Origin of the sequence: Pelatocladus sp. BLCC-F211 (assembly GCF_041928655.1) — a bacterium.
GTDB lineage: Bacteria > Cyanobacteriota > Cyanobacteriia > Cyanobacteriales > Nostocaceae > Pelatocladus.
The window spans coordinates 41102-67184 of the sequence record NZ_JBHFLM010000167.1 but is presented as its reverse complement, the minus strand read 5'-3'; the positions used below and the strand labels follow the sequence as shown (position 1 = coordinate 67184).

Here is a 26083-nt window from a genome sequence, read left to right as displayed (position 1 = left end):
TCGCGTCTGTACAATAGCCATTAATCATTAGTACAGACGCGATGTTCCTCGCGTCTGTACAATAGCCATTAGCCTAAAGCTAATGACCAATGACCGATAATTCCAATCAGGGTATAAGAAAACAGATTTATCCGTGGAGTCAATCCAAAACCTAAAACCTAAAACCTAAAATCTAAAACCTAAAATCTAAAATCTAAAATCTAAAATCTAAAATCTAAAATCGAATGACTACTATTCGTCCGGCTCGAATTACCAAAGTATTACCTGATTCTATTGCAGCAGAAATTGGTTTTGAAGTTGGGGATGCGATCGTCACTATTAACGGTACACCTCCCCGCGATTTAATTGATTATCAGTTTTTATGTGCTGATGAAATTTTAGAATTAGAAGTTTTAGATGCCACTGGTAAAACTCATCATTTGGAAATCGAAAAAGACTACGATGAAGACTTGGGATTAGAATTTGAAACTGCCTTATTTGATAATTTAATTCAGTGCAATAATCGCTGTCCGTTTTGTTTTATCGACCAACAACCACCAGGTAAGCGTTCAAGTTTGTATCTCAAAGATGACGATTATCGCTTAAGCTTTTTATATGGTTCTTACCTGACTTTAACTAATTTGACAGAACGGGAATGGCAACGTATTGAAGCAATGCGGTTGTCTCCATTATATGTATCGGTTCATGCTACTGAACCCGAAGTAAGAATTAGACTATTGAAAAATCCCCGTGCTGGACAAATTTTGCGGCACATCAAGTGGTTTCAACAAAGGCGGCTGCAAATCCATGCTCAAGTAGTAGTATGTCCTGGTATAAATGATGGCAAGCATCTGGAACAAACCCTAACAGATTTAGCATCATTTCATACTGATGAAGTGCCAGCTGTTGCTTCAGTAGCAGTAGTACCAGTAGGATTAACTAAGTTTCGCCCCCAAGAAGACGAACTGACACCAGTTAGACCAGAAAAAGCTCAAGAAGTGATCCAACAAGTGCGATCGCTTCAACAGCAATTTCGACAAAAGTTTGATTCTACATTTGCTTGGTTAGCTGATGAATGGTTTTTAATCGCAGGAGAGGAATTACCATGTGAGTCTGAATATGAAGACTATCCCCAAATTGATAACGGTGTCGGCTCAATCCGCTTGTTTATTAAGCAGTTTATGGAAACTGCTAATCAATTACTACCACCGAAAATACAAGAACAAAAAAGATTTACTTGGGTAGTGGGTAACGCTGTCGAACAAGTATTTCAACCAATTCTAAAACGCTTGAATTCGGTAGAAGGTTTAGAAGTAAATATGCAGGCTCTCAATAGTGATTATTGGGGACAAAATATATCCGTGACGGGCTTGCTCACTGGTCATGATTTATTGTTAAATTTACAAGGGCAAGATTTAGGAGATGGAATCTTATTACCAAGTGTCATGCTAAAACATGGTGAATTGGTATTTTTAGATGATATAAATATGAAAGAATTAGCCCGTCAATTAAATATAAACATCTTTCCTGTTGCCGGAGTAGAGGAACTAATAGAGACCTGTATTAAATAATTGGTTTGTTGGTTGTTGATTGTTGGTTGTAGAAATTAACTACCAACTAATGACCAATGACCAATGACCAATGACCAATATTAAGTGAGGAGTAGATAGTGAAGTGTTAAATAAAAAGATTAAAAGAAATCAATTAAAAAATATAAAAACAACTAAATCATTTATTTTTAAAATCAAATTTATATTTATACTATATAATTTACTCGCGATCGCACCAGCAATCGCTGCAACTGTTGAAGAGCCTGTATTTAGTATTGTCCATACCCAAGAAAATGCTAGTCAGTGGGCGGGAATTGAAAATCGCTTACAAGCAATCGGGGCCAAGTACTGTGTAATTTCTTTAGATAAAGTTAAGAGTGCAGCAGATTGGGGCGATCGCCCGGTGTTATTTTTACCGAATGTAGAGAGTATCTCACCAATACAAGCGATCGCTCTCGAAGAATGGATGAGAAATGGTGGACGTTTGATCGCTAGTGGCCCAGTGGGGAGTTCATCAGCGCCGGGAGTGCGTCAACTGCTGCAATCTTTGTTAGGTGGATATTGGGGATTTAGCCTCAATTCTCCCCAAAAGTTACAACCATCCTCGGTAATTACACATAATTTCGACAACCAAGGTGATCTGCTTGGTACAGTGCGTGGTGGTGTCATGGTTCCTAATGCTATGGCGTCGCAAGCAGGTGCTGTTTGGGATGCTCAAGATAAACCCCCAGCAGTGTTAACCACAGAACGCTCTACTTTGTTAGGTTGGCGTTGGGGAGTAGACGCAGCTTCTGGTGTGCAGACAGATACTGCTTGGTTAAAAGCTGCACTCAATCGTCATCTCAAAAAGTTTTCTATTTTTATTAGTAAAGTACCAGGAGGTTCATCCAACTGCTTTACCTCCGTCATTGCTAGCACTTCTCCCACTCCAAGTATATCCCCCACTCCAAGCTCACCCCCTCCTCAAATTACAGCTACTGCTACCCAACCCAGACCTCTACCTAATATTACGTTCCCGCGTTCCGATGAGGCTATAGACCAACTTGAGCAGAGGGTGCGTTTGGATGTAGAACCTAAATCAAATGCACCGATTAGTCGTAACGAAGCGATCGCTCTCCAACAACAGTTAGAAAATCTCATCGGTCGAGTCGAAAGCGCTCACCTAGCAGCTGCGGTACAAAATGGTAATTCCCAAGTTGTCAAGGTACAGCAAGCAGAATTTGCTTCGATTAAATCTGGCGCACCAGTCCAGAATACTGAGCAGGTGCTAGCACAAGCAAGGGAAGTTGTCAAAAACTTGCCACAGATGATCGCTCAAAAACAGTATGCTCAAGCACGCTCAAATTGGATCATGGCCAAGTCTTCGTTATGGCAACAATTTCCTGTTGATCAGAGACTGGCTCAACCAGAAATCCGAGCAATCTGGCTTGATCGAGGTACAATCGTGCGGGCTGGTAGCGAAAAGGGATTGGCTAAAATTTTTGATCGCTTGGCACAAGCAGGATTCAACACAGTATATTTTGAAACAGTCAACTCTAGTTACACTATCTATCCTAGTCAAGTTGCACCACAGCAAAATCCCCTGATTCGTGGTTGGGACCCCCTAGCAGCAGGTGTAAAATTAGCCCATCAGCGAGGTATGGAATTACACGCTTGGGTTTGGACTTTCGCGGCTGGTAATCAACGCCACAATCAAATTCTCAACCTTAACCCTAATTATCCTGGGCCAGTGCTTGCTGCTCATCCAGATTGGGCAAACTATGATCAGCGTGGTCAAATGATTCCCCAAGGTCAAGGAAAACCCTTCTTTGATCAGGCTAATCCGGAAGTGCGGAAATACTTACAGCGACTGTATGAGGAAATTGTTACCCGCTATCAAGTTGATGGTCTACAGTTAGACTATATTCGCTATCCTTTCCAAGATCCAAGTGCGGGAAGGACTTATGGCTATGGCAAAGCAGCAAGAGCGAAGTTTCAACAACTTACGGGTATAGATCCAATCAATATTTCTCCCAGCCAAAGAGAATTATGGCAGAAATGGACAGAATTTCGTACTCAGCAAGTAAATAGCTTTGTTGCGGAATTGTCCAAGAATTTGCGGGCGAAAAGACCGAACCTGATTTTATCAGTAGCGGTATTTCCCTTACCAGAACAAGAACGCATTCAGAAAATTCAACAAAATTGGGAAGTTTGGGCAAGACAAGGTGATGTAGACGTAATTATTCCCATGACCTATGCTCAAGATACCCTCCGCTTTGAGCGATTGGCACAACCTTGGATCGCTTCTCCAAAATTAGGCTCTACGTTACTAGTACCAGGAATTCGTCTGCTTTCTTTACCGACCATCGAGGCGTTTGACCAAATCCAATTAGTCAGAGATTTGCCTATTAGTGGTTATGCTCTGTTTGCTGCTGAGAACTTTAACAACGAATTGCATAAAGTTTTCAGTCGGACTCAAGGTAAAAGACAAGGTACACAAAAAGAACCGATTCCCTCTCGTCAGCCTTTTGCTGCTGCTGCTGCCCGTTATAATGCCTTGGTAGGCGAATGGAAATTTGTTTCCCAAAACGACGAACTGAAGTTATCCGCGATCGCAGTTTCGGATTTTCACACTCAAGCAGAAGTTTTACAAAGCGCTTTAAATCAACTGGCTGCTGAACCAAATGCAAGTAAATTTAGGCTAGCAAAAGCAACTCTGGCTCGCTTCCAGTCTCAATTTCGAGTCTGGATGCGATCGCAATCTGTGAATGAACCCTATCAAGTCAAAGCTTGGGAAAATCGTTTGGTGGCGGTCGAAAGGCTGTTACGTTACGGCGAACGCACTGCGGGAATTTAATGGCGACCGGGGACAAGGGAGACAAGGGAAGATTTTTCCCGATCCCTGATCCCCGATCCCCAAAATTTTAAGTAGTAATACTGTTGAAGTTAGTAATATTAAAAACTTTTAATAGAACATATTTAAATACTTTGCAAATATCTTTTGCAGGCAAATATTACAAATTTAGCCAATCAAACATCAGGAGATAGTTAAATCTACTGTTCTCACCTGATTTGTTTGCTAAAGGCTATTGCAATTATTTATGCACGCCTTAACTCCATTTATCTCTTTACCATCGATAGATTCTGTAGATTCTGTAATTGATTTTTCTCCTCTAACTGTTACACCGGATACATCATTATTTGATGTTGTCACACTCATGAATCGACAGCAAGCAAATTATGTCTTGGTGACAGATGAAATGCGGGTACTGGGATGGTTTACAAATCAAGATGTAATTAGGTTAGTTTGCTGTGGCTTTGACTTCCAAACAGTGCAAATTTCACAAGTAATGGTTACTTCGGTGATCACTCTTGAATATCATCAAGCCAAAAATCTTGCTTATTTATTATTATTTATTCGACAAAATAATTTGTTTTTACTACCAATAGTTGATCAGCAAAATAAATTAGTCGGATTAATTACATTAAATACTATTTTTCAGGCTTTACAAATTATCTGTTCTTCTCTAAATCAATCAGCCGAACGTCAACAAGTTGAAAAGCAGCTGCGACAATCTCAACAAATGTTGCAGTTAGTGATGGATAATATTCCCCAGTGTATTTTCTGGAAAGACCAAAATTCAGATTATTTAGGTTGTAACCGTAATTTTGCTGTTGCTGCTGGTCTGGAGTGTCCAGAAGATATTGTGGGGAAGACAGACTACGATTTACCTTGGAAAAAGGAAGAGTCAGATTTTTACCGTGAATGCGATGCTAGAGTGATGAGTACGTCTCAGCCAGAGTATCGTATTATTGAGTCTCTGCAAACAGCAGATGGCAAACAAACTTGGATAGAAACAAATAAAGTGCCACTACATAATTTTGAAGGTAATGTAGTTGGTATTTTGGGAACTTTTGAATATATTAGCGATCGCCTAGAAGCTCAAGCAGCTTTACAAAAAAGTGAAGAACGCTTTCGCTTCTTAGCAGAATCTATTCCCCAACAAGTATGGATTGCTCGACCGGATGGAAGTGTAGAGTATATTAACCAACGCATACAAGATTATTTGGGTTGTGACTCAGAAGGAATGTTGGATTGGAAGTGGCAAAACTGGGTGCATTCAGAAGATTTATCTAAATTTTTTGATGCTTGGCAAAAATCTATAGTTACAGGTGAACCTTTAGAATTAGAATTTCGCTGGCGGAGGGTAAGCGATCAAACATATCGCTGGCACTTATCACGTGCTGTACCCCAGCGAGATCAGGACGGAAAAATATTAAATTGGTTCGCCACCAATACAGATATTCATGATCTTAAACTGGCGGAATCTGAATTGCGGCAAACTCAAGCAATACTACAGGCAATTTTAGATAATTCTCCTGCGATTATTTCTGTATTAAATACTCAAAACAGATATTTACTGATTAATAGCGAGTATGAAAAAGTATTTCAACTCACTCAAGAGGAGGTTAGAGGCAGAAGCATATACGAAATTTTTCCCCGCGATATTGCTAATAATTTTGCAGTCAATAATCACAATGTTTTGATTAGCGGCACAGCAACAGAGGTCGAAGAAATTATTCCTCAAGATAATGCGTTAAATACTTATCTCTCTATCAAATTTCCGTTGAAAGATGGCAATGATATCCCTTATGGCATTTGTAGTATTTCTACAGATATTACTGAGCGCAAGCGAACAGAAGAAAGTTTACGCTTACGCGATCGCGCGATCGATGCTAGCAGTAATGGCATTGTGATTTCTGATGCCAGACTGCCAAATTTGCCAATGATCTATGCCAATCCTGCTTTTGAGGACATCACTGGTTATTCCCCAGAAAACGTCATCGGTCGCAACTGTAGTTTTTTACAAGGGATTGATACGAATCAACCAGAAATACAAGAAATTAGAAACGCCATTAAACAAGCAAAAAATTGCACAGTAATCTTACGTAATTATCGTCGTGATGGTACTTTATTTTGGAATGAGCTAAATATTTCTCCGGTGTTTGATGCTGATGGTAAATGTACTCATTACGTCGGCATTCAAAACGATATTACTGAGCGCAAGCAGGCAGAAATGGCCTTGTTAATGTCCCAACAACGGCTACAACATTTATTGTCTGCAACTCCAGCTGTGATTTATACCTGTAAATCTGATGGTGATTATGAAATTACCTTCATGAGTGACAACGTGACTGCCATACTCGACTATGAGGCGTGGGAATTTTTAGAACATTCTAGGTTTTGGAGCGATCGCATTCACCCAGAAGATAAATCCTATGTTTTCACGGAAATGGCAAACCTCTTGAATGAGGGAGAATGCATTCGTGAGTACCGTTTTTTACACAAAGATGGTAGTTATCGCTGGATATACGATCAAGCCAAACTCGTACGGGATAATACTGGTCAATCAGTAGAAATTGTTGGTTATTGGGTAGATATTACCAAACGCAAGCAGTTGGAACAGGACTTGAGAACTGCTTTAGAAAAGGAAAAAGAACTCAACGAACTCAAATCTCGGTTTATAACCATAACTTCTCATGAATTCCGTACACCGTTGACTACGATCCTTTCTTCTTCAGAATTGCTGGAACACTACCATCACAAATGGACAGAAGAAAAATTACTCTCCCATATACGCCGCATTCAAACCAGTGTTAAACACATGACTGACATGTTAAATGATGTGTTGGTAATTGGTAAGGCAGAAGTGGGAAGACTAGATTTTAAACCAATATCACTAGATTTAGTTGAGTACTGCCATGATTTAATTCAAGAATTGCAACAGGATGGTGACACGGAAGATGACACGGAAAATGCGATCGCCTTTCACTGTGAATACGAATCTATGCACTGTCGTATGGATAAAAACTTGCTGGGACATATTCTCAGAAATTTACTCACGAATGCGATCAAATATTCTTTTAACGGTGGCATTATCAAATTTACTCTTACTGAACAAGAAAATCGAGTTGTATTTGAAGTAAAAGATCAAGGAATTGGTATTCCACAAGAAGATTTACCCCTTTTATTTGATTCTTTCCATCGTGCTGCAAATGTTGGCAATATCCCAGGTACCGGCTTGGGACTATCAATTGTCAAAAAATGTGTAGATTTACACCAAGGAAAAATTTTAGTGCATAGTGAAGTGGAAGTAGGAACAACCTTTACTGTGATTTTGCCATTAAGTAATGATTAGTTATTTTTGTTATCTCCAAAAAATTAACAAATAATCATCAACAAATAAAAAAAACCATGACTAAGATTTTAATAATTGAAGATGAAAACTCTGTCAGAGAAAATATTATCGAATTGCTAGAGGCAGAAGATTTTGAAGCTATTGGTGCTGCTAATGGTCAAGTAGGAATCAAGTTAGCTTTGACTGAGGTTCCCGACCTAATTCTGTGTGATTTAATGATGCCAGAAATTGATGGTTATGGCGTACTAACCAATTTACGCCAAGAACCACTAACAGCAACAATTCCATTTATTTTTCTCACGGCAAAATCAACTAAGACTGACTTCCGCCAAGGTATGGAATTGGGTGCAGATGACTATCTGACAAAACCATTCACTCGTGCTGAATTATTGAGTGCAATCGATGGGCGTTTACAAAAACAAGCTACGTTAAAACAATATTTTTCTGCTAACCCACAACTTAAAGCTTTTAATTCCGAAATGTTGGCTGTTAAAAATATTTTACAAGGAGCCATTGAGCAAGAACATTTTCGGCAATTTTATGTTGAGTATCAACCACAAGTAGAGATTAATTCTGGAAAAATAATTGGCGCAGAAGCTTTACTGAGATGGCAAAGTCCAGAATTGGGAATGGTTGCGACTTCTGAGTTGATTCCGTTAGCAGAGTCTACAGGTTTAATTATTCCGATTGGTGAATGGGTTTTAGAAAATGTTTGCCAACAGAATAGAGCTTGGCAGAATGCAGGTTATTCTCCGTTGTGTATTGCTGTTAATTTTTCAGCTCGTCAATTTGCTCAACCAGACTTGAGTAAAAAAATTGTGAAATTTTTAGCGGCGAGTAATTTGGAACCACATTACCTAGAATTAGAGCTTACTGAAAGCTTGGTGATGCAGGATATCAATACTGCGATCACTACAATGAATGAATTACGTTCTTTGGGTGTAAAAATTGCAATTGATGATTTTGGTACAGGCTACTCTTCTTTAATGTATTTAAAAAAATTACCTATCAATAAGTTGAAAATTGACCGTTACTTTATTCACAACGTTGGCAACGATCCCCAAAAAGCAGCTATTACAACAGCATTGATTCAAATGGGTCACAATTTGAATCTTCAGGTGATTGCTGAAGGTGTAGAAACTGAATCAGAACTTGAGTTTTTACAACAATATAACTGTGATGGTATGCAAGGTTTTCTGTTTAGCCGTTCTGTAGCAGCAGGTGAATTTCAAAAGTTTTTGTCTACCTCTTCACGTACTTAAATTGTGACTAAAAAAAGAGTTAGGATTTACACAAGTGTCACATACAATTCTCATTTTTTGTTTGTAGTAAGGACTTTAGTCCTTATTCTGAGGACTAAAGTCCTCACTACAAACTTATATTGCCTTTTGAGTTATATCACACATATTTTTAATAGTGTTTGCGTTCTAGTATATTTTCGTAGTTGTTTGTATAATTTAGTAGTATAAATTTTATAGATAGCTAGTTGATATAGTAAAACCATGGCAAAGCGATCGCTGCAAGCGTCAGCTGAGGGTATTAGAAAAGCTAAACAGGCTTTTCAGGGTAAAGGTTGGACTCAAGAATATCTCGCTGATGAAGTAGGTTTAGAAACTCGTCAGCCAATTTGGAAGTTTTTCACTGGTAAAGCTGTTGATAGTCAGGTCTTTAATGAGATTTGTTTAGTTTTGGGATTAAACGCAGAAGAAATTGCTCAACAATGTCCTGATGAATCAATGTCTTTGGAAACAATCGTGGAAAATACTTCAGAGATTGACACCCTAGTACGAAAAGCACGCTTTGCTCACTACGAAAAAATTCAAGCTCAATGTGGAACTCTTCATCTTTTGGATATTGCTAGACCCATAGGTTTAGATGATATCTATGTAGAAGTCGATTTTTTTGAAGAAATCACCAGTAAAAGATGGCTGGATATGACTGAATTACAACGGCTAGATTCTAATAATTTAGACCGTTTTAATTTAACTAATTTTCATCAAAAAAGAATTCCTGCTTTAGAAGCAGTTGCTAAGTACTCCAAATTGATGGTGTTTGGTAAAACAGGTTCTGGGAAAACCACTTTTTTACAATCAATCGCAGTTCGTTGTAATCAAGGTAAGTTTAAATCCGATTATCTACCAGTTTTTATCAGTTTAAAAAATTTGGCTAAAAACAATCATGACAGCCATCAAATTAAATTATCAACATATATTTATCAAGAATTTAATGATTACGGTATTCCTGAATCTGAATTGATGTCAATATTGTCTCAGGGAAAAGCATTGATTTTACTAGATTCATTAGATGAATTAACAGATACAGAAAGTGAAATAATTATTAGAGAAATCTACAATTTTTCTGAAAAATTTTATAAGAATACAATCATTATTACTTGTCGTCTTGCTGCTCAACAATATCAGTTTAAGGGTTTTACTGAAGTTGAAATTGCTGATTTAAGTAAATCACAAATCGCAACTTTTGCAGATAAATGGTTTGTAGCTGTAGTGAAAATTTCTCTTTGGGAGGGAAAAGCCAAGGCTGCTGAATTTATGAAAAAATTAGAATTACCAGAAAATCAGCAAATTTTAGAGTTAGCAACAACGCCAATTTTACTAAATCTTACTTGCTTGATATTTCAATTCCTAGGAGATTTTCCAGCCTTGCGCTCAGAACTTTACAAGCAAGCATTAGAATTGTTGTTAGTGCGTTGGGATCAAGCTAGAGGAATTAAAATAGATGAAGTTTATCGCAATTTGTCGTTACTAGATAAAATTAAGTTACTTTGTCGTGTAGCAGCAACTACCTTTACTCAAGGAGATTATTTTTTTTCAAAAACCAAAATCCAATTATTGATCGCTGAGTATCTACGTGATCTTCCTAATGCGCCCACAGATTTAGAAGCATTAGGTCTGAATAGCGCTGCTGCATTGCAAGCTATTGAAGCACAACACGGTTTATTACTCGAACAAGGGCGCAGTATTTATTCTTTTTCGCATTTAACATTTCAAGAATATTTAACTGCGAGAGAAATACTTACTGTTGGAAATTCCCAAAACCTGCAAGAATTTGTCATCCATATTGGAGAAAAACGTTGGCGAGAAGTTTTTTTACTAGCTGCGGAAATGATGCGACCTGCGGATGAATTATTGTTATTAATGAAACAACAAATAGATAATTTGGTGATTTCAAATCAGAAATTGCAAAAATTTCTGATTTGGTTAGGTGAAAAAACTTCTAGTATAAAGGTATCTTATTATCCAGCTAGTGTACGTGCTTTTTATTTTACCCTGGCGCTGCCTCCAGATTATTCTCTTTCTTATAATCAAACTTTGGCTTTATCTCTAGATAGTCGATTAGCAGGAAAATTAGCTGTTGATTTAGCTTTAGACATGGCATTAATACATGCATTGACTATTAGTTTAAAGATGACTACTGATATTTTCTATCAACGCTTATCTGCGATTGCACTTGCTCTTGACTTACAGCACTTACTACAAGATCGTTCTGATCTAGAGCAGTCACTGCAAAATCTACACGAGGAACTTCCATCACCCCAAGAAAGTAGAATAGCTTTGAAAGGATGGTGGCAAGAAAACGGAGAAATCTGGACCAGTAAATTACGAGATTTAATCATTCGCGATCGCCAAATAGGTCATGATTGGCAGTTTAATGAGAATGACTTACAAAAATTACAGGAATATTGGAACGCTAACAAGATTTTACTAGATTGTCTCAATAATGCTAGCAATGTTACTTCCGCAACAATCAAATTCATAGAAAAAAATTTATTATTAGTCAATCACCATTAATCTGTTATCAAGAAAATCATCTTCCTTTCGGGAAAAGCACCTAGTCAGAGTGGAATCTATAACTATAGTTACAAACATAACAATAATTCCATTCTCAGGTAGTAGCCTATTTTTTAGTTCTGGTTATACTAGGAGATTGATACACTAGTCTTCCCAATAATATCAACACCAAAGCAAAGTCAGTTTATGCATACAAATTTATTTTCTCAAGTCCCATAATACCGATTTGCTAGAGTCAGACGACAATCACAGTTCAGATTGTAGTTGTTTGATAAGTCAAGCAACTGAGTTCATATCCAGAAAATACATAATCACTCACATAATTCTCTGAGGAAGGAGCGATGAAAGCGGAACTGATTGAATTGGTTTCCAAAGTTCTACGGGTCTTGCAAATCAATATGAGTTGGATGACTTGGAATTTATTTCTGGCGTTTATACCTTTAGCTTTGAGCGTTTGGCTGTTTCGCATCAAACGTGGACGTTCTTGGGTTTGGTGGCTAGGATTTTTGGTCTTCTACGCTTTTTTACCAAATGCACCCTATTTGTTAACTGATATTATTCACCTCATCGACGATATCCGCACAATTCAATCTGTGTGGATGATTACCTTGGTGCTAATTCCTGTGTATTTCCTAGTTATCATGGCTGGTTTTGAAGCCTATGTTATCTCCTTGATTAATGTGGGATACTATCTACACCGTATTGGCAAGAGTCAATGGATTGTCTGGATGGAAATGATCACTCATGCCTTATGTGCTGTTGGTATTTATTGGGGTAGATTCTTACGTTTTAACAGTTGGGATTTTATCACTCAACCGGATGCTTTGTTAACTAGAGGCATAGAAGAAACTTTGGGTAAACAGCCTTTAGTGATAATTGCCATTACTTTTGCTATACTCGTTGGCTTACATTGGCTGATGAAACGAGTAACTTTAGGTTTTGTGAGCCGAAATAGCAAAAGCATAGGCATTCAGCCAATAAGTATTAATCCTAACAGTCATAATGCTGGTTAACTTACCCGATGTTCTATTGAACTTACGGATAAATATCCAGATGTAGTAGATGATGAAAGAATATTTAGAAGCAACCGAAATTATTGACTGGAAACATCCTACAGTTCTGGAGTTAGCGAAAAACCTCGCATCAAAGCATCAAACACCAGAGGCGATCGCTAAAGCTTGTTTTGAATGGGTACGAGATGAAATTTATCATAGTTGTGACTATCAAATGAATCCTGTAACTTGTAAAGCTTCAGACGTACTCAAATACAAAACAGGTTATTGCTATGCAAAGAGTCATTTACTAGCAGCATTACTCAGAGCGAATGGTATTCCAGCAGGTTTTTGCTATCAGAGACTAAGCATTGATGATCATGGTGAACCCTATAGTTTGCATGGTTTCAACGCAATATACCTACCGAAAATAGGTTGGTACCGTGTTGATGCTAGAGGAAATCGTCCAGATATTAATGCTCAATTTATCCCTCCACAAGAACAGTTAGCTTATAAAAATCAACTTTCAGGTGAAGCAGAATTTGAAAACATTTTCTCTGAACCTCTTTCAGTTGTTGTGGAAGCACTAATGGCTTACAGTACATGGAATGAAATGCTCAACCATCTTCCTGATGTTTCCCTAGCAACTTTTGATAAATATGGTTTGATTTTGAAAGTTCCTGCTAGTTAACTCTCAGGTAAGTAGAACGATTTGAAAAAAACAAACTATGTGAAGTAATGTAAAAATATTGGAATCTAGTTCGTAGTAAGGACTTTAGTCCTCAAATAAGGACTAAAGTCCTTACTACAAACCTTTTTTTAGTGTTTGGACTATCAATTCAGCATCTTTGCCAAAAAACTTTCCTTTTCGCCATTACTCCAAATGATGAGGCAGGAAAATTGCCAAGCCATGTTATAATTCACCCTCCGAAAGCAAACTTTGCGAGCATAAGCTAAATTTACAAAGCCTCTAGTCGGTGTGTGGCAAAAAATTGGTTGGGTCATTGCTACAATTTTGAATAATCAAAACGATGAATAGTTGTTTTGAGATAGAGAGGCGCTTGAGATCATGAGTCCGGAGCGCCTTCTCTATATTTTTTATATTACACTAAGAATTTTTAGCTTGCTAACTAAGAATTCATGGTTTAATATAAAATAATGAGTTAAATTTTTACTCTATTTAGGTCGTTTTGTAATAAGTGCGATCATGCGAATAAGACAAGTCAAAGAAATTGAAATTGAAGGTTTGGGCGATCGCATCAAGCAAGCTCGACTAGATTCCAGGAAATCTCTCGAACAGATATGTGATGAGGTTGGTGTGTCGCGCACTTACTGGTATGACATCGAAAAGGAAACTCTCAAAGGAGCGCTTTCCATTGAGAACCTCCGCAAAATTGAAGAAGCATTGGGGGTTGATTTAGATGTGAAATTCTGAGGATTGGGGATTGAGGATTGGGGAGCGGGTATAAGGAGGATGTGGGGTTAAGTAGACTGATTTTTGCCTTGTCTGTTTACCAGCGATCGCCTAAACTAAAATCATGCGATCGCTCTCTGATCACAACCCCATCACCAACCGATAATGTGCTTCAATTTGAGCAACTGTTTGAGATTGGCGCTGAGTATCCCACTGACTGTGATGAAATAATTCTTGTCGTAATTTATCAACATCAATTGTTGTGACTTTCCCCTCAGCAACAATTTGTTTACCATTCACCCACGCACTATTAACTACATTACTAGGACGTCCTAAAACTAATAAACCAATTGGATCTGTACGCGGTAATAATGATAAATTAGTCAGATCATAAAGTACTAAATCTGCTTTTTTCCCAACACTGAGAGAACCAAGTTTATCTGCTGTATTCAATCCCTTTGCACCACCCAAAGCAGACATTTCTACTGCTTGTCTGGGTGTAATCCAGTGCTGATAATCTAAATCAGTGACGTTATGTAAAATAGAACCAATTTTGATCGCTTCTAGTAAATCTTGGGAATCATTACTAGATGCACCATCGCAACCAAAAGTTACGTTTACTCCTGCTTGCCGATATTTTAAAATTGGGGCGATACCACTACCCAAACGCAAGTTACTTAAGGGATTATGAACTACGCTAGATTGAGTTTCAGCGAGAATGGCAATATCATTGTCAGTGAGATGAACACAATGGGCTAGGCTTGTGCGATAGTCTAAAAAACCAATGCGTTGGAGATGTGCAACGGCGGTACAACCGTATTTTTCTTGGGCTAGTTTTTCCTGTGCTTTGGTTTCTAGTAAATGGGAGTGACGACAAAGATTGTATTTTTCGCTTAACTGTCTACATCCATCAAATAAAGCATCAGAACACAGTTGGATACCAGTTGGGGCGACGAGAATATTAACACCTGATTCTGGACGATGAAACTGTTTTACTGCTGCTTCAATTATTTCTAATGTTGCCTGCGTTGAGCGAAAATAAGGTTCATGAGTTTGTTGAGTTTCCCCGGATGGGATACCAGCAGTAATCGATTCATCTTGAATCAGGGGCGCAACAAAGGCACGAATACCAACTTCTTTGTAAGCGCGAACTGCTGTGGCGATTGTTTCTAGTTCTTTACCAGGTATCAATACTAAATGATCTACGACACTCGTACCGCCAGAAAGTAGAGTTTCGACTGCTGTTCCTAAAGCACTGAGGTAAACTTTTTCGGGATCGAGAGGCGCGAAATCATAGAGTTCTGCTAGCCATAATTCTAGGGGTAACATAGACATGATCCCCCGTTGCCACATTTCCGATGAATGGGTATGGGCGTTGAAGAATCCTGGTAATAAAAGTTTATGTTCACCGTTAATAGCTGTTCCCACCACCTCAAGCTGGGGTGCGATCGCACTAATAATTCCCTCAATCACTTGCACATCAACAGTGGTGTAACCAGCCTCGACAGGAATTAAAGCATTCTGAATAGTAAAGTTCATCTAATGTTTAACCTTAATTAAGTAATCCAGCTCTGGAGCTAATTTCAAGTTACAAAGTAAACAATGATGTTGGATGTTGCTTTTATGGATCTGCCTCTTCGGATATTAGGAATTGCACCAAACGCTTGGGCAGTAAATCAGGCGATCGCAGATATCACTCGTCCTCCCCTTGACCCACAACCCGTTATCTTAGCAACAGAAACCAAAAATCTGCGCCTTGATCTCGCAAAAGCTGCCATCCTCGTCATTGATATGCAAAATGATTTTTGTCACCCTGATGGTTGGTTATCACATATTGGTGTAGATGTCAACCCAGCACGTCAACCAATCAAACCTTTGCAAAATTTATTGCCAACACTGCGGGCAACTGGAGTTCCGATAATATGGGTAAATTGGGGAAACCGTCCTGACTTACTCAATATTAGTGCAGGTATACACCACGTCTACAATTCCACAGGCGAAGGTGTGGGGTTAGGTGATCCATTACCTAATAACGGTGCTAAGGTACTGATGAAGGGTAGTTGGGCAGCAGCTGTGGTAGATGAACTCGAACAATTACCAGGAGATATTTTTATTGATAAATACCGCATGAGTGCTTTCTGGGATACTCCTTTAGATACTATCCTGCGGAACTTGGGCAGAACGACACTATTTTTTGCTGGTGTCAATGCTGATCAATGTGTTATGGCGACTTTACAAGATGCCAATTTTTTAGGATACGACTGCATATTAGTTAAAGATTGTACAGCGACAACTTCCCCTGAATATTGCTGGTTAGCAACACTATATAACGTCAAACAGTGTTTCGGTTTTGTCACAGATTCAGAAGCAATTTTCAAAGCAATTAATAGTTTGTAGGTAGTAGGGGCGTAACATCCCTACTAACAAATGACAAATGACAAATGACAAATGACAAATGACATAGACGCGCAAGCGGCTTCTCGAAGAGTAGGACAAATGACATATGATCAATTGCTGTGTAATTCCTGTTGTCAAATCTCCCAAAGATTACCAAGTTTATCGTATTAGCCCCCAGGATTCAAATCGTTTGGCGATCGTATTTGACCCAGCGATCGCGAATACTTCCCTAACTTGTTGTGTGGAAATTTTTGATGTTGGTGGTAAAACTCCCCCAAATCGTCATCAATTAGCTGTAGAGATGTTTTTTGTTCTCAAAGGGGAAGGTAGGGCGTCTTGTGATGGTAAAAGTGTTTCCATTAAAGCTGGAGATAGTTTATTAGTGCCTCCTACTGGTACTCATGTAATTGAGAATACGGGTTCAGGACGTTTATATACATTGACTGTGATGGTTCCCAATGAAGATTTTGCCGAACTCATTCGTAGTGGGACACCTGTAGAATTCGATGCGGAAGATATGGCTGTGCTTGGTAGATTTGATGCTTTTGTTGCGAATTAAAGATATCTGTGGTTGATTTTTGTGGATTGTGGAGAAGTGGGAAGGATAAAAATTTTCTTTACATTCAGAAATTTTGATAGGTTTGTAGTAAGGACTTTAGTCCTTACTACGAACTTCTTTAGCTTGTGACAATCCTTGTGGCAAACTACTAGCCATCAAAAACTTTGAACGAGAATGTTAGTTTTTGATCAACGCTGGGTATTCTCTTAACAGGAGGCTTGCTGGTACTTAAGTATTTACCGCAGTAACTGTTTAAAGATGGCTAGTTCTGGAGAAGAATACCTAGTTAACCGCAGCAAGAAAATTGAGCGGCGAAAAAGGATTTTAACCTGGGTGTCAATTGTATCTTTTGTTGGCTCTGGGCTTTTTGCTATAGTTCCTACAATACAAGAAGTTATCGAGAATCCCTCAACTCAACCTGTGTCTGCTGAGTCTTCATTACAGCAACAGGAACAGGGTTATAAGTTGGTGTTACAACGAGAGCCAGAAAATAGAGCTGCTTTAGAAGGATTAGTAAAAATACGGTTAGAGTCACAGAATTTCAAGGGTGCAGTCGAACCTTTAGAAAAACTAGTAAAACTGAATCCTGAAAGACAAGATTACAAAAATCTTTTAGAACAATTGAAAAAGCAAATAGGTAATCAGAGCAAAAAATAGAATAACAAATTAAAAATATGAATAACGAAATTACTAATTCTGACCTGAACCGTTTAATTCCTCCCGAAATTAAAAATGATGAATTTTATGCAACTATTCAAAGAATTGCTAGAGAAGAAAATATAAAAACAGTTTTAGAAATCGGTTCATCTTCAGGAGAAGGAAGCACAGAAGCATTTGTTACAGGAATGCGCCAAAATCCTCACAAACCCATATTGTTTTGTATGGAGGTATCAAAAACTAGATTTACTGAATTGAAAAAGAGATATGAAAATGATGATTTTGTAAAAGTATATAATTTATCTTCTGTACCTGTAGAGAGTTTTCCTAGTGAAAATGAAGTTGTTGAATTCTATAACAATACTGAAAACAATCTAAAACTTTATCCGTTAGAACTTGTTCTTTCTTGGCTACAGCAAGATATTGAGTATGTAAGAAATTCTGGATTAACCGAACATGGAATTAAAAAAATAAAACAAGATAACAATGTCGTTTTTTTTGATTTAGTATTAATTGATGGCTCAGAATTTACTGGTAGTGCTGAATTAGATAAAATTTATGGAGCAAAATATATTTGTTTAGATGATATCAATACATTTAAAAACTATAGAAACCATTATAAACTAATTTCAGATAAAAACTATACACTCATTGTTCAAAATAATTTTGTAAGAAATGGTTACTCTATATTCAAGAAAAATGAAAATATAGAAAATTATTGTTCTGCTTATCATATTGCTATTCCAGCACTGCCAATTCACTTTTTTACTATTGTTCTTAATGGACAACCATTTATCCGTTACCACATTGAAATATTCAAACAACTACCTTTCAAATGGCATTGGCATATTGTTGAAGGTGTGGCAGATTTAAAACATGACACCAGTTGGAGTGTAAAACTCGGTGGATGTATTAGCGATGAAATTCATCGAAATGGGCGTAGTTGTGATGGAACTACGGAATATTTAGATGAATTGGCAGAACTTTATCCAGATAACATCACAATTTACCGTCAATCGGAAGGCGTGTTCTGGGATGGTAAACGAGAAATGGTTAATGCACCACTTGCTAACATTCAAGAAGAATGCTTATTGTGGCAAATAGATGTCGATGAGCTATGGACATTAGAACAGATTTGTACTGCTAGGGAAATATTTATTAGTAACCCAGAAAAAACAGCTGCTTTCTATTGGTGTTGGTATTTTGTCGGTGAACAATTAATTATTAGCACTCGGAACTGTTATGCACAGAATCCTCAACAAGAGTGGTTAAGAACTTGGAGATTTAAACCGGGATATATTTGGGCTGCACATGAGCCTCCTGTGTTGGTAGAACCTTTAGCTGATGGTCAGTATAAAAATATAGCAAATACTAATCCTTTTTTACATCAAGAAACAGAACAGCATGGTTTAGTTTTTCAGCATTTTGCTTATGTCACACAAGAACAATTGAGCTTTAAAGAAAAATACTATGGTTATAGTAATGCTGTTGCTCAATGGAGCTTCTTACAAAAGAATACTAAATTTCCAATTTTATTAAGGGAATATTTTCCTTGGGTTCAAGATGCAACTCAAGTAGACATTGCAGATAGACAAGGAGTAGTTCCAATTGCCCAAAGAGACAATTACAATAACAATTGGCGATTTTTACAACCAGAAGAAGTACAGCAGCAAATTGCTAAAATCAGCAAACTATCACCGATAATTCTCATTGATGGTGTATTTTTCCAACTCTATCAAACTGGAATTGCGCGTGTTTGGAAATCTCTATTAGAAGAGTGGGCAAACAATGAGTTTGCTAAACATATTATTGTACTTGATCGTGCTGGAACTGCTCCGAAATTTTCTGGTATTAAGTATTTGAATGTACCACACTATGACTATAACAGGATCAATACTGAGCGAGAATTTTTACAGCAAATATGCGATCAAGAAGGTGCAGATTTATTTATCTCTTCTTACTATACAACACCTATAAAAACACCTTCTGTGTTCATGGCTTATGATATGATTCCAGAAGTCATGGGCTGGGATATGAATCATCCCATGTGGCAAGATAAACAACAAGCAATAAAACACGCATCCGCTTATATAGCTATTTCCAAAAATACAGCACTTGACTTGGCAAAATGTTTTAATCATATATCTTTAGAATCTCTTACTGTAGCATATTGTGGAGTTAGCAGTACTTTTAAAGAATCTACATCTGAAGATGTAAGTTTTTTGAAAACAAAATATGGAATCACCAAGCCTTACTTCTTATTAGCTGGTATTGGGACTGGATATAAAAATAGTATTTTATTCTTCCAAGCTTTTTCACAGCTTGTTAGCAGCTATGGTTTTGATATTGTTGTTACAGGTAGCGGAGGTTTATTGGAATCTCAGTTTAGATCCTGTACATTTGGTAGTGTTGTTCATATGCTGCAACTGAATGATGAGGAATTAGCAATAGCTTATTCTGGTGCAGTAGCATTAGTTTATCCATCTAAGTATGAAGGTTTTGGCCTACCTGTATTAGAAGCAATGGCTTGTGGTTGTCCTGTGATTACTTGTCCTAACGCTTCTATTCCAGAAGTAGCTGGAGAAGCTGCAATATATATCAATTATGATGATGTAGATGGACTAGCAAATGCACTTTGCGAAGTACAAAAACCTAGTGTTCGTCAATCATTAATTGCTGCGGGTTTAGAACAAGCGAAAAAGTTTTCTTGGTCAAAAATGGCAGAAATTGTCAGTTCGGCTTTAATTGATGCAACACTTTTATCTTTAAATCTTAAGGAGATAAACTTAATTGTTTTCCCTGATTGGCTCCAACCAGAAGAATTTATCAGTTTAGAATTGGCACAAGTGATTAAGACACTCGCAACTCATCCTGATAGTTGCAATATGACTTTACTAATTGATACTAATAATATTGCTACTGAAGATGCAGATTTATTGTTATCAAGTGTCACAATGAGCCTTCTCATGGAGGAAGATTTAGATATTACTGATGGATTAGAAATTTCTCTAGTGGGAAATTTAGCTGAGATCCAGTGGAAGGTATTACTACCTCGTCTTCATGGGCGAATTATTTTGCAAAATGAAAATCAACAAGCATTAATACAAGCAAAAGCAGATAATATTACATCTTATGAGTTAGCAAGTTTTAGCCAAGCACGAGATCAAGATTTTTTTTTACTTGAGTAATAAATTATTTGCTGAAGGAAGATGGCAAGAAGCGATCGCCTCATATAAAAAATTGATAGAATTGCAGCAAGTAAGTGCAGATATTTATTTCAATTTAAGCCAATGTTATAGAAATTTAAGCTTACTGGATGATTATTTTCAGATTCTACAGCAAGGGATTCAATTTTACCCTACAGATGCGAGACTGCATTTTACACTGATTATTGATTTGCGACGTTATGGGCGTATTCAAGAAGCGATTGTTAGTACAGACAAAGCTTGCCAATTTTTACCGGATGATTATACTTTCCAAATTCTCAAATATTTAACAGTTCCGAGTATTTACAACACTCAAGAAGAAATAAAATTATATCGCCAACGATTTACCAAAGGATTGCAAGATTTAATTGAGCAAACATCTCTCAATACTCTTGCAGAAAAACAAAGTGCTTTAGCAGGTATTGGTAGATTGACTAATTTTTATCTATCGTATCAGGCACAAAATGACATAGATTTACAACGCCAGTATGGGAAATTAGTACATGAAATTATGGCGGCTAATTTTCCTCAATGTGTTGAGAGTTTATCTATGCCTAAATTGCAACCTAATCAAAAAATCCGTGTTGGTTACGTTTCCTATTATCTGCATTCTTATAGTGGTACACTTTGGTTAACTGGCTGGTTAAAATATTGCGATCGCCAGAATTTTGAAATTTACTGTTATTACATAGGTAATGAACCAGATGCTGTCACCGATAAATTTCAAGAATACAGTGATTTTTTCTACCATATTCCTTGCAATTTATCAGCAGTTTGTGAACAGATAATTACTGATAAATTACATATTTTAGTCTATCCAGAAATTGGTATGAATCCCCAGACTATGCAAATGGCTGGTCTGCGGCTTGCACCTGTGCAGTGTGTTGCTTGGGGACACCCAGTAACTACTGGTTTACCTACAATTGATTACTTTTTATCTAGCGAGTTAATGGAACCAGAAAATGCTCAGGAACATTATTCAGAAAAATTAATTCGCTTACCTAATATTGGTGTTTCTTACCCTAAACCTTATATTCCACCAGTTGTTAAAAATCGCTCTGATTTTGGCTTGTCAGATGATGCAGTTCTCTATCTATGCTGTCAAGCACCGTTTAAATATTTACCACAATACGATTTTATTTTTGCGGAAATCGCTCGTCGTGTTCCTCAAGCTAAATTTGTGTTTCTGCGTGGTACTTTGCTTCAAGAACGTCTAAAACGTGTATTTGCTGCTGTTGATCTCAATAGTGAAAATTACTGCATACATCTGAATATTCCTGAACGTTTAGACTATTTGATGATTAATTTACTCTCAGATATTTACCTAGATACTTTTACTTGGTCTGGTGGTAATACTAGCTTAGAAGCGATCGCATGTAATCTCCCTATTGTTACCTGTCCAGGAGAATTTATGCGAGGTCGTCACTCTGACAGTTTTCTGAAAATGTTGGGAGTGACAGATACTATTGCTCAAAATGAAATTGAATATATCGAAATTGCTGTGAAATTAGCTCAAGATCCGGCTTGGCGACGCGAGATTTCAGAACGAATTAGCCAAAGTCACGACCGACTATTTGATGATCAAGCCTGTGTTGCAGGTTTGGAAGCTTTTTATAAACAGGTTGTGGAATTAAGTTTAAGTTCGTAGTAAGCACTTCAGTGCTTAGGAAATAGAGGACTGAAGTCCTCACTACTAACAAAGTCAATAGTTTGTATAAGCACTTTAATGCTTAACAAATATTATGTATGAATATCGCAAACTCACGCCAGAAGAAAAAGCTGAATTAGTTGAACACCGATTGAGTCGTGGTTATCCGCCTCACGCACCGCCACACCCTGTACAAGATAGACAATTTTACTTATTAACAGTAGCTTGCTACGAACATCAATCTCATATGCACTCTGAATCTCGTCGTCAGCAACTGTTAAATATGATATTTAATTACTTTGGTAATCTTGGAAATGAAGAAATGAGTACGGAAGCACTGACTACGAACTTAACAATTTGTGCCTGGATTATTTTGCCTAATCATTATCATTTGCTGGTTCGTGTTGCGAACTTTGAGATTTTGAGTGAATTATTTCGTAAAATACATGGTACGCTTTCTCGCCAGTGGAATCTTGAGGACAATATAACTAAGCGAAAAGTTTGGTATAGATGGAGCGATCGCGCTATTCGCTCTGAAAGACATTACTATACAACCCTGAACTATATTCATTACAACCCAGTCAAACATGGTTTAGTGACATCTCCTTATGACTGGGTCGAAAGTAGTGTTCATTGGTATTTACAAGCTAATGGGCGACAATGGTTACGTGATTTGTGGATTCAATATCCGGTACTAGATTATGGTAAAGATTGGGATAATTTTTAACGTTTGTAGTAAGCAGCTCTAGCCCTCTCAGAATTTATTTTGAGGGCTTCAGCCCTCACTACGAACTAATATATATTTGCCACATTTGTTCGTAAGCCTTTTCCATTTCACGGGTAAATTGCTTACCATTCCATAGAGGTGATGTTTTCCTTGACTGTCTCAATTTCCACGCAATTTGTTGTCTTAAAGCTTCATCTTTACCCAAGCGTACACCCCACTCTACATATTCTTCATCAGTCCAGGCAATACCTTCTGTGATTCCAGCATTCATCATCATGGTGTAACTGTTACGAGCGGCGAATTGTTCACCAACTTTTGTCACCATAGGAATACACATCCACAGAGTTTCTAAAGTGGTTGTAGCTCCATTGTAAGGATAGGTATCTAATACAACATCTGCGATACCCAAATTAGCCCGGTGAACTGATTCAGACATAACGTTTGGCAAAAATCTAAGTTTTGATGTGTCTACTCCTTGTTCTTGCCCTAGTTGCTCAAAGAAAGTTTTAATAGACTCTTGATCAGCTAGCCCTTTAATTAATAAATAGCTATTGGGAACTTCTTGGATAATCCTTAATTGTAGTCTAGTAACCTCTGGATGTCGCTTAAAACCTCGTTGAGCAGAGAAAAACACTACTGCATTATGAGGGATGTCTAATTGTTCACGAGTTACTGTCGGGACACCTACCTCAAAACCATCAACTGCTATATAGGTTTGAGGTAAACGCCAAATTTTTTCAGTGTAATATTCCTGAGCTGATTCTGGTAAAACATAGGGGTCAGCAATAAAGTAATCCACTGCTGGAATTCCTGAAGCATCCCAACCTAACCAAGTAACTTGAATTGGTGCTGGCTTTAGGGCTATGATGCTACAACTAATATCTAGAGTAATACTATCTAAGTCGATCAAAATATCAATTTCATCTTGATATATTTGTTCTGCGATTTCTGGAATTGAATTTGATTTAAAGGATTTTTCTACATGATTGAGATACCATTCATGCAGTGGATCAAAGACCGGGTTAGTACTAATAAAATAAGCATTTATTTGAAATTCATCTTGGTTACTATGTTCAAACAACCATCGAGCTAACCAACCTACAGAATGGCTTCTAAGGCAATGTGATAGATATCCTATTTTTATTTTTTTATCAGTTCTATTTTTATTCTTTCTCTCTATATGTCCGTGATAATATTGCTCTACTTTTTCCCTATTGTTATTTTCTATATTTATTTGGCAAAGCCGTAATAATTTATTTTGTATATCTCTATTTTTTCGTGGGTTGTCTTCAATATAGGGTGTAAAAAAGTTAGCATTAAATAGTCTTGCTATTCTAATATTGTTAAGTTCTTTAGGGTTTTCTTCGAGCAACAATTTAACTAATGATTCTTGTCTTTGATGCACAGAACAAGATTCTTCCCAGTGTCCGCCTGCACTCATTAACACCCTAATGATTTGGCGATTAGCAAAAATTTTATCTGCTAATTCTTCTACTATAGAAAAGAAGAAATTAGCAATTTTTATACCTTTTTCATATTGCCCAGAGCTTTCATAAAAACTAGCTAAATGACCACAAATCTCTGTATTATTAGGACTTAATTTTAAATACACCTCACAAAATTGAGCTGCAAATTGGGGCATTATTTTAGCATAAGCTATTTCTAAAGAAGTTGGCAATAATACCATCAATAAATCTTCGGTATTCTTTTGAAAATGTGGTAGACAAGCTTCCAAAAAATTCAAGGTTGATGGGTGTGCAGGGGCATAAATTAAAATACTCTTGAGAGTTTCTAATAATAGTTCTAAATTAACTTCTATTCTGGGTTCAGCCTGGAGTATTTTAATTATTCCCGTTTCTTGGAAATCATCACCTGTGTAAATTTCTAGCTTGATAGATAGCTGTAATAGATGCAATAAATTGTGAGGATTTTTAGGTGCAATTTCTTTAATATTTTGGCGAACTTTCTCAGCAATTACATATTGTTCCAGTTTTTCTCGGCGTTCAGCTTCTTTTTGCAAGACCTCAACTAATTCTTCATTCCAAACCTCGATTTGTTCTGGTTCTCCTTCTATCATGACCATGAACCATGTCGTCTGAGCTTCTACCTCCTTACCTTGCAACAATAACATTAAACCTAGATACCAATAATTTAATTTCACATCAGGTTCTGCGTTAATTGCTTGCTCGTAGAGATTAGCAGCTTGGAAGTAGTCTTCTTCGATGAGCAAATTATAAGCTTTTTGCTGTAATTGAACTGGACTAGCATTTAAAACAGATTGATTCATAGGATTTTCCTAAATAAATGACAAAAATGAGTAGTCAATAGACCACTCATTCATTTTGATAAAATGATTACTAGACGATAACGGTTACAGGCAGGTGTAGTAACAAATTTTGTATTTTATTACCTAGATAAAGAGACATAGTTGGTCTGACATCCAGTGAAGCTACTACTATCAGTGAGGGTTGCTACACCTGTAGTAGGGCCTGCTGACTCACAAGCAATAGCTAAAGTTAGTGACTCTGAAGTGGCGGTAGCAGCAGTAGTTGTGCCTACAACACCATAGTAAGATTTCAGGGCATTTTTATAGGCTGTACCTGTAAATGCACCAACCGCTGACAAACCAGAAGTGACTGTGTATAAGTAATTATCGGTTTGACTCTTAATCCCTACTTGCAATTCAGAGAGGTTGGTAGCGAACTTTTGATATTCCAAGAAGTAAGCTTGTTGAGAACGGTTAACTGTACCTACGTAGTTTCTCGCTTCTGACTGTTTAGCTTTGTTTACTTGACCCAGTAGCGAAGGTAGTGCGATCGCAGCAAGTACACCGATAATAATTACTACCACCAATAATTCAATTAGTGTAAAACCTTCTTCATTTTTTTTCTTACGGTTGTTCAAATGCTGGAGGAATTTGGCTTGCAGTTCTGGCTTGAGCATTGGTTTCTCCTGAAGTGGGTATC

17 protein-coding genes are annotated in these 26083 nt (G+C 37.4%); 14 read left to right on the top strand and 3 right to left on the bottom strand.

What is annotated here, in order from left to right; translation table 11 throughout:
- The first annotated feature begins 224 nt into the window (after positions 1 to 224).
- From ACE1AT_RS20890 to ACE1AT_RS20855, 8 genes are all read left to right on the top strand, one after another.
- Complete coding sequence (locus ACE1AT_RS20890; RefSeq protein WP_374871788.1) at positions 225 to 1550, top strand: TIGR03279 family radical SAM protein; 1326 nt, start codon at positions 225 to 227, stop codon at positions 1548 to 1550.
- A gap of 103 nt (positions 1551 to 1653) precedes the next feature.
- Entirely contained in the window at positions 1654 to 4365 is a 2712-nt protein-coding gene (locus ACE1AT_RS20885; protein WP_374871786.1) for a family 10 glycosylhydrolase, read from the top strand.
- A 244-nt stretch (positions 4366 to 4609) separates the two neighbouring features.
- Positions 4610 to 7708: a PAS domain S-box protein gene (locus ACE1AT_RS20880; RefSeq protein WP_374871784.1), complete on the top strand. Its 3099-nt coding sequence runs from the start codon at positions 4610 to 4612 to the stop codon at positions 7706 to 7708.
- 56 nt (positions 7709 to 7764) lie between these two features.
- A complete protein-coding gene (locus ACE1AT_RS20875; RefSeq protein WP_374871782.1) occupies positions 7765 to 8970 on the top strand; it encodes an EAL domain-containing protein in 1206 nt (401 codons plus the stop codon).
- A gap of 240 nt (positions 8971 to 9210) precedes the next feature.
- Positions 9211 to 11517 carry an NACHT domain-containing protein gene (locus ACE1AT_RS20870; RefSeq protein ID WP_374871780.1) on the top strand — a complete coding sequence of 769 codons (2307 nt, stop codon included), beginning with the start codon at positions 9211 to 9213 and terminating at the stop codon, positions 11515 to 11517.
- A gap of 341 nt (positions 11518 to 11858) precedes the next feature.
- A complete protein-coding gene (locus ACE1AT_RS20865; protein ID WP_374871778.1) occupies positions 11859 to 12530 on the top strand; it encodes a DUF1361 domain-containing protein in 672 nt (223 codons plus the stop codon).
- Between the two features lie 52 nt (positions 12531 to 12582).
- Positions 12583 to 13200, top strand: coding sequence for a transglutaminase family protein (locus tag ACE1AT_RS20860; protein ID WP_374871842.1), 618 nt, complete (start codon positions 12583 to 12585; stop codon positions 13198 to 13200).
- Positions 13201 to 13716: 516 nt separating this feature from the next.
- Positions 13717 to 13944, top strand: coding sequence for a helix-turn-helix transcriptional regulator (locus ACE1AT_RS20855; protein WP_016861702.1), 228 nt, complete (start codon positions 13717 to 13719; stop codon positions 13942 to 13944).
- Positions 13945 to 14064: 120 nt separating this feature from the next.
- On the opposite strand, the gene ACE1AT_RS20850 is transcribed toward ACE1AT_RS20855, so the two are convergent.
- Positions 14065 to 15462: an amidohydrolase gene (locus ACE1AT_RS20850; RefSeq protein ID WP_374871775.1), complete on the bottom strand. Its 1398-nt coding sequence runs from the start codon at positions 15460 to 15462 to the stop codon at positions 14065 to 14067.
- Positions 15463 to 15546: 84 nt separating this feature from the next.
- Between ACE1AT_RS20850 and ACE1AT_RS20845 the strand changes: the two genes are divergently transcribed.
- The 6 genes from ACE1AT_RS20845 (at position 15547) to ACE1AT_RS20820 (ending at position 23117) form a co-directional block, all read left to right on the top strand.
- The gene (locus ACE1AT_RS20845; RefSeq protein WP_374871773.1) at positions 15547 to 16320 is read left to right on the top strand and encodes a cysteine hydrolase family protein; all 774 of its coding nucleotides are present in this window, start codon (positions 15547 to 15549) and stop codon (positions 16318 to 16320) included.
- A gap of 106 nt (positions 16321 to 16426) precedes the next feature.
- On the top strand, positions 16427 to 16879 hold the full coding sequence (locus ACE1AT_RS20840) for a cupin domain-containing protein (RefSeq protein ID WP_374871771.1): 453 nt from the start codon (positions 16427 to 16429) through the stop codon (positions 16877 to 16879).
- 258 nt (positions 16880 to 17137) lie between these two features.
- Positions 17138 to 17536 carry a tetratricopeptide repeat protein gene (locus ACE1AT_RS20835; RefSeq protein WP_374871769.1) on the top strand — a complete coding sequence of 133 codons (399 nt, stop codon included), beginning with the start codon at positions 17138 to 17140 and terminating at the stop codon, positions 17534 to 17536.
- A 17-nt stretch (positions 17537 to 17553) separates the two neighbouring features.
- Positions 17554 to 20724: a glycosyltransferase family 4 protein gene (locus ACE1AT_RS20830; protein ID WP_374871767.1), complete on the top strand. Its 3171-nt coding sequence runs from the start codon at positions 17554 to 17556 to the stop codon at positions 20722 to 20724.
- Positions 20717 to 22390, top strand: a complete 1674-nt coding sequence (locus ACE1AT_RS20825) for a tetratricopeptide repeat protein (protein ID WP_374871765.1) — start codon at positions 20717 to 20719, stop codon at positions 22388 to 22390. Before ACE1AT_RS20830 ends, ACE1AT_RS20825 begins: the two co-directional genes overlap by 8 nt.
- Before the next feature lie 94 nt (positions 22391 to 22484).
- Positions 22485 to 23117, top strand: a complete 633-nt coding sequence (locus tag ACE1AT_RS20820) for a transposase (protein WP_374871763.1) — start codon at positions 22485 to 22487, stop codon at positions 23115 to 23117.
- A 58-nt stretch (positions 23118 to 23175) separates the two neighbouring features.
- Here ACE1AT_RS20820 and ACE1AT_RS20815 read toward each other — a convergent pair whose 3' ends face one another.
- Both ACE1AT_RS20815 and ACE1AT_RS20810 read right to left on the bottom strand, forming a co-directional pair.
- Positions 23176 to 25404 carry an O-linked N-acetylglucosamine transferase, SPINDLY family protein gene (locus ACE1AT_RS20815; RefSeq protein WP_374871761.1) on the bottom strand — a complete coding sequence of 743 codons (2229 nt, stop codon included), beginning with the start codon at positions 25402 to 25404 and terminating at the stop codon, positions 23176 to 23178.
- A 119-nt stretch (positions 25405 to 25523) separates the two neighbouring features.
- The gene (locus tag ACE1AT_RS20810) at positions 25524 to 26060 is read right to left on the bottom strand and encodes a type IV pilin-like G/H family protein (protein WP_374871759.1); all 537 of its coding nucleotides are present in this window, start codon (positions 26058 to 26060) and stop codon (positions 25524 to 25526) included.
- Positions 26061 to 26083: the final 23 nt, after the last annotated feature.

Bases quoted from the DNA above. Each gene is read 5' to 3' on its own strand.
- ACE1AT_RS20890 (WP_374871788.1), top strand. From the start codon at position 225: ATGACTACTATTCGTCCGGCTCGAATTACCAAAGTATTACCTGATTCT.
- ACE1AT_RS20880 (WP_374871784.1), top strand. From the start codon at position 4,610: ATGCACGCCTTAACTCCATTTATCTCTTTACCATCGATAGATTCTGTA.
- ACE1AT_RS20875 (WP_374871782.1), top strand. From the start codon at position 7,765: ATGACTAAGATTTTAATAATTGAAGATGAAAACTCTGTCAGAGAAAAT.
- ACE1AT_RS20870 (WP_374871780.1), top strand. From the start codon at position 9,211: ATGGCAAAGCGATCGCTGCAAGCGTCAGCTGAGGGTATTAGAAAAGCT.
- ACE1AT_RS20865 (WP_374871778.1), top strand. From the start codon at position 11,859: ATGAAAGCGGAACTGATTGAATTGGTTTCCAAAGTTCTACGGGTCTTG.
- ACE1AT_RS20860 (WP_374871842.1), top strand. From the start codon at position 12,583: ATGAAAGAATATTTAGAAGCAACCGAAATTATTGACTGGAAACATCCT.
- ACE1AT_RS20855 (WP_016861702.1), top strand. From the start codon at position 13,717: ATGCGAATAAGACAAGTCAAAGAAATTGAAATTGAAGGTTTGGGCGAT.
- ACE1AT_RS20850 (WP_374871775.1), bottom strand. From the start codon at position 15,462: ATGAACTTTACTATTCAGAATGCTTTAATTCCTGTCGAGGCTGGTTAC.
- ACE1AT_RS20845 (WP_374871773.1), top strand. From the start codon at position 15,547: ATGGATCTGCCTCTTCGGATATTAGGAATTGCACCAAACGCTTGGGCA.
- ACE1AT_RS20840 (WP_374871771.1), top strand. From the start codon at position 16,427: ATGATCAATTGCTGTGTAATTCCTGTTGTCAAATCTCCCAAAGATTAC.
- ACE1AT_RS20835 (WP_374871769.1), top strand. From the start codon at position 17,138: ATGGCTAGTTCTGGAGAAGAATACCTAGTTAACCGCAGCAAGAAAATT.
- ACE1AT_RS20830 (WP_374871767.1), top strand. From the start codon at position 17,554: ATGAATAACGAAATTACTAATTCTGACCTGAACCGTTTAATTCCTCCC.
- ACE1AT_RS20820 (WP_374871763.1), top strand. From the start codon at position 22,485: ATGTATGAATATCGCAAACTCACGCCAGAAGAAAAAGCTGAATTAGTT.
- ACE1AT_RS20815 (WP_374871761.1), bottom strand. From the start codon at position 25,404: ATGAATCAATCTGTTTTAAATGCTAGTCCAGTTCAATTACAGCAAAAA.
- ACE1AT_RS20810 (WP_374871759.1), bottom strand. From the start codon at position 26,060: ATGCTCAAGCCAGAACTGCAAGCCAAATTCCTCCAGCATTTGAACAAC.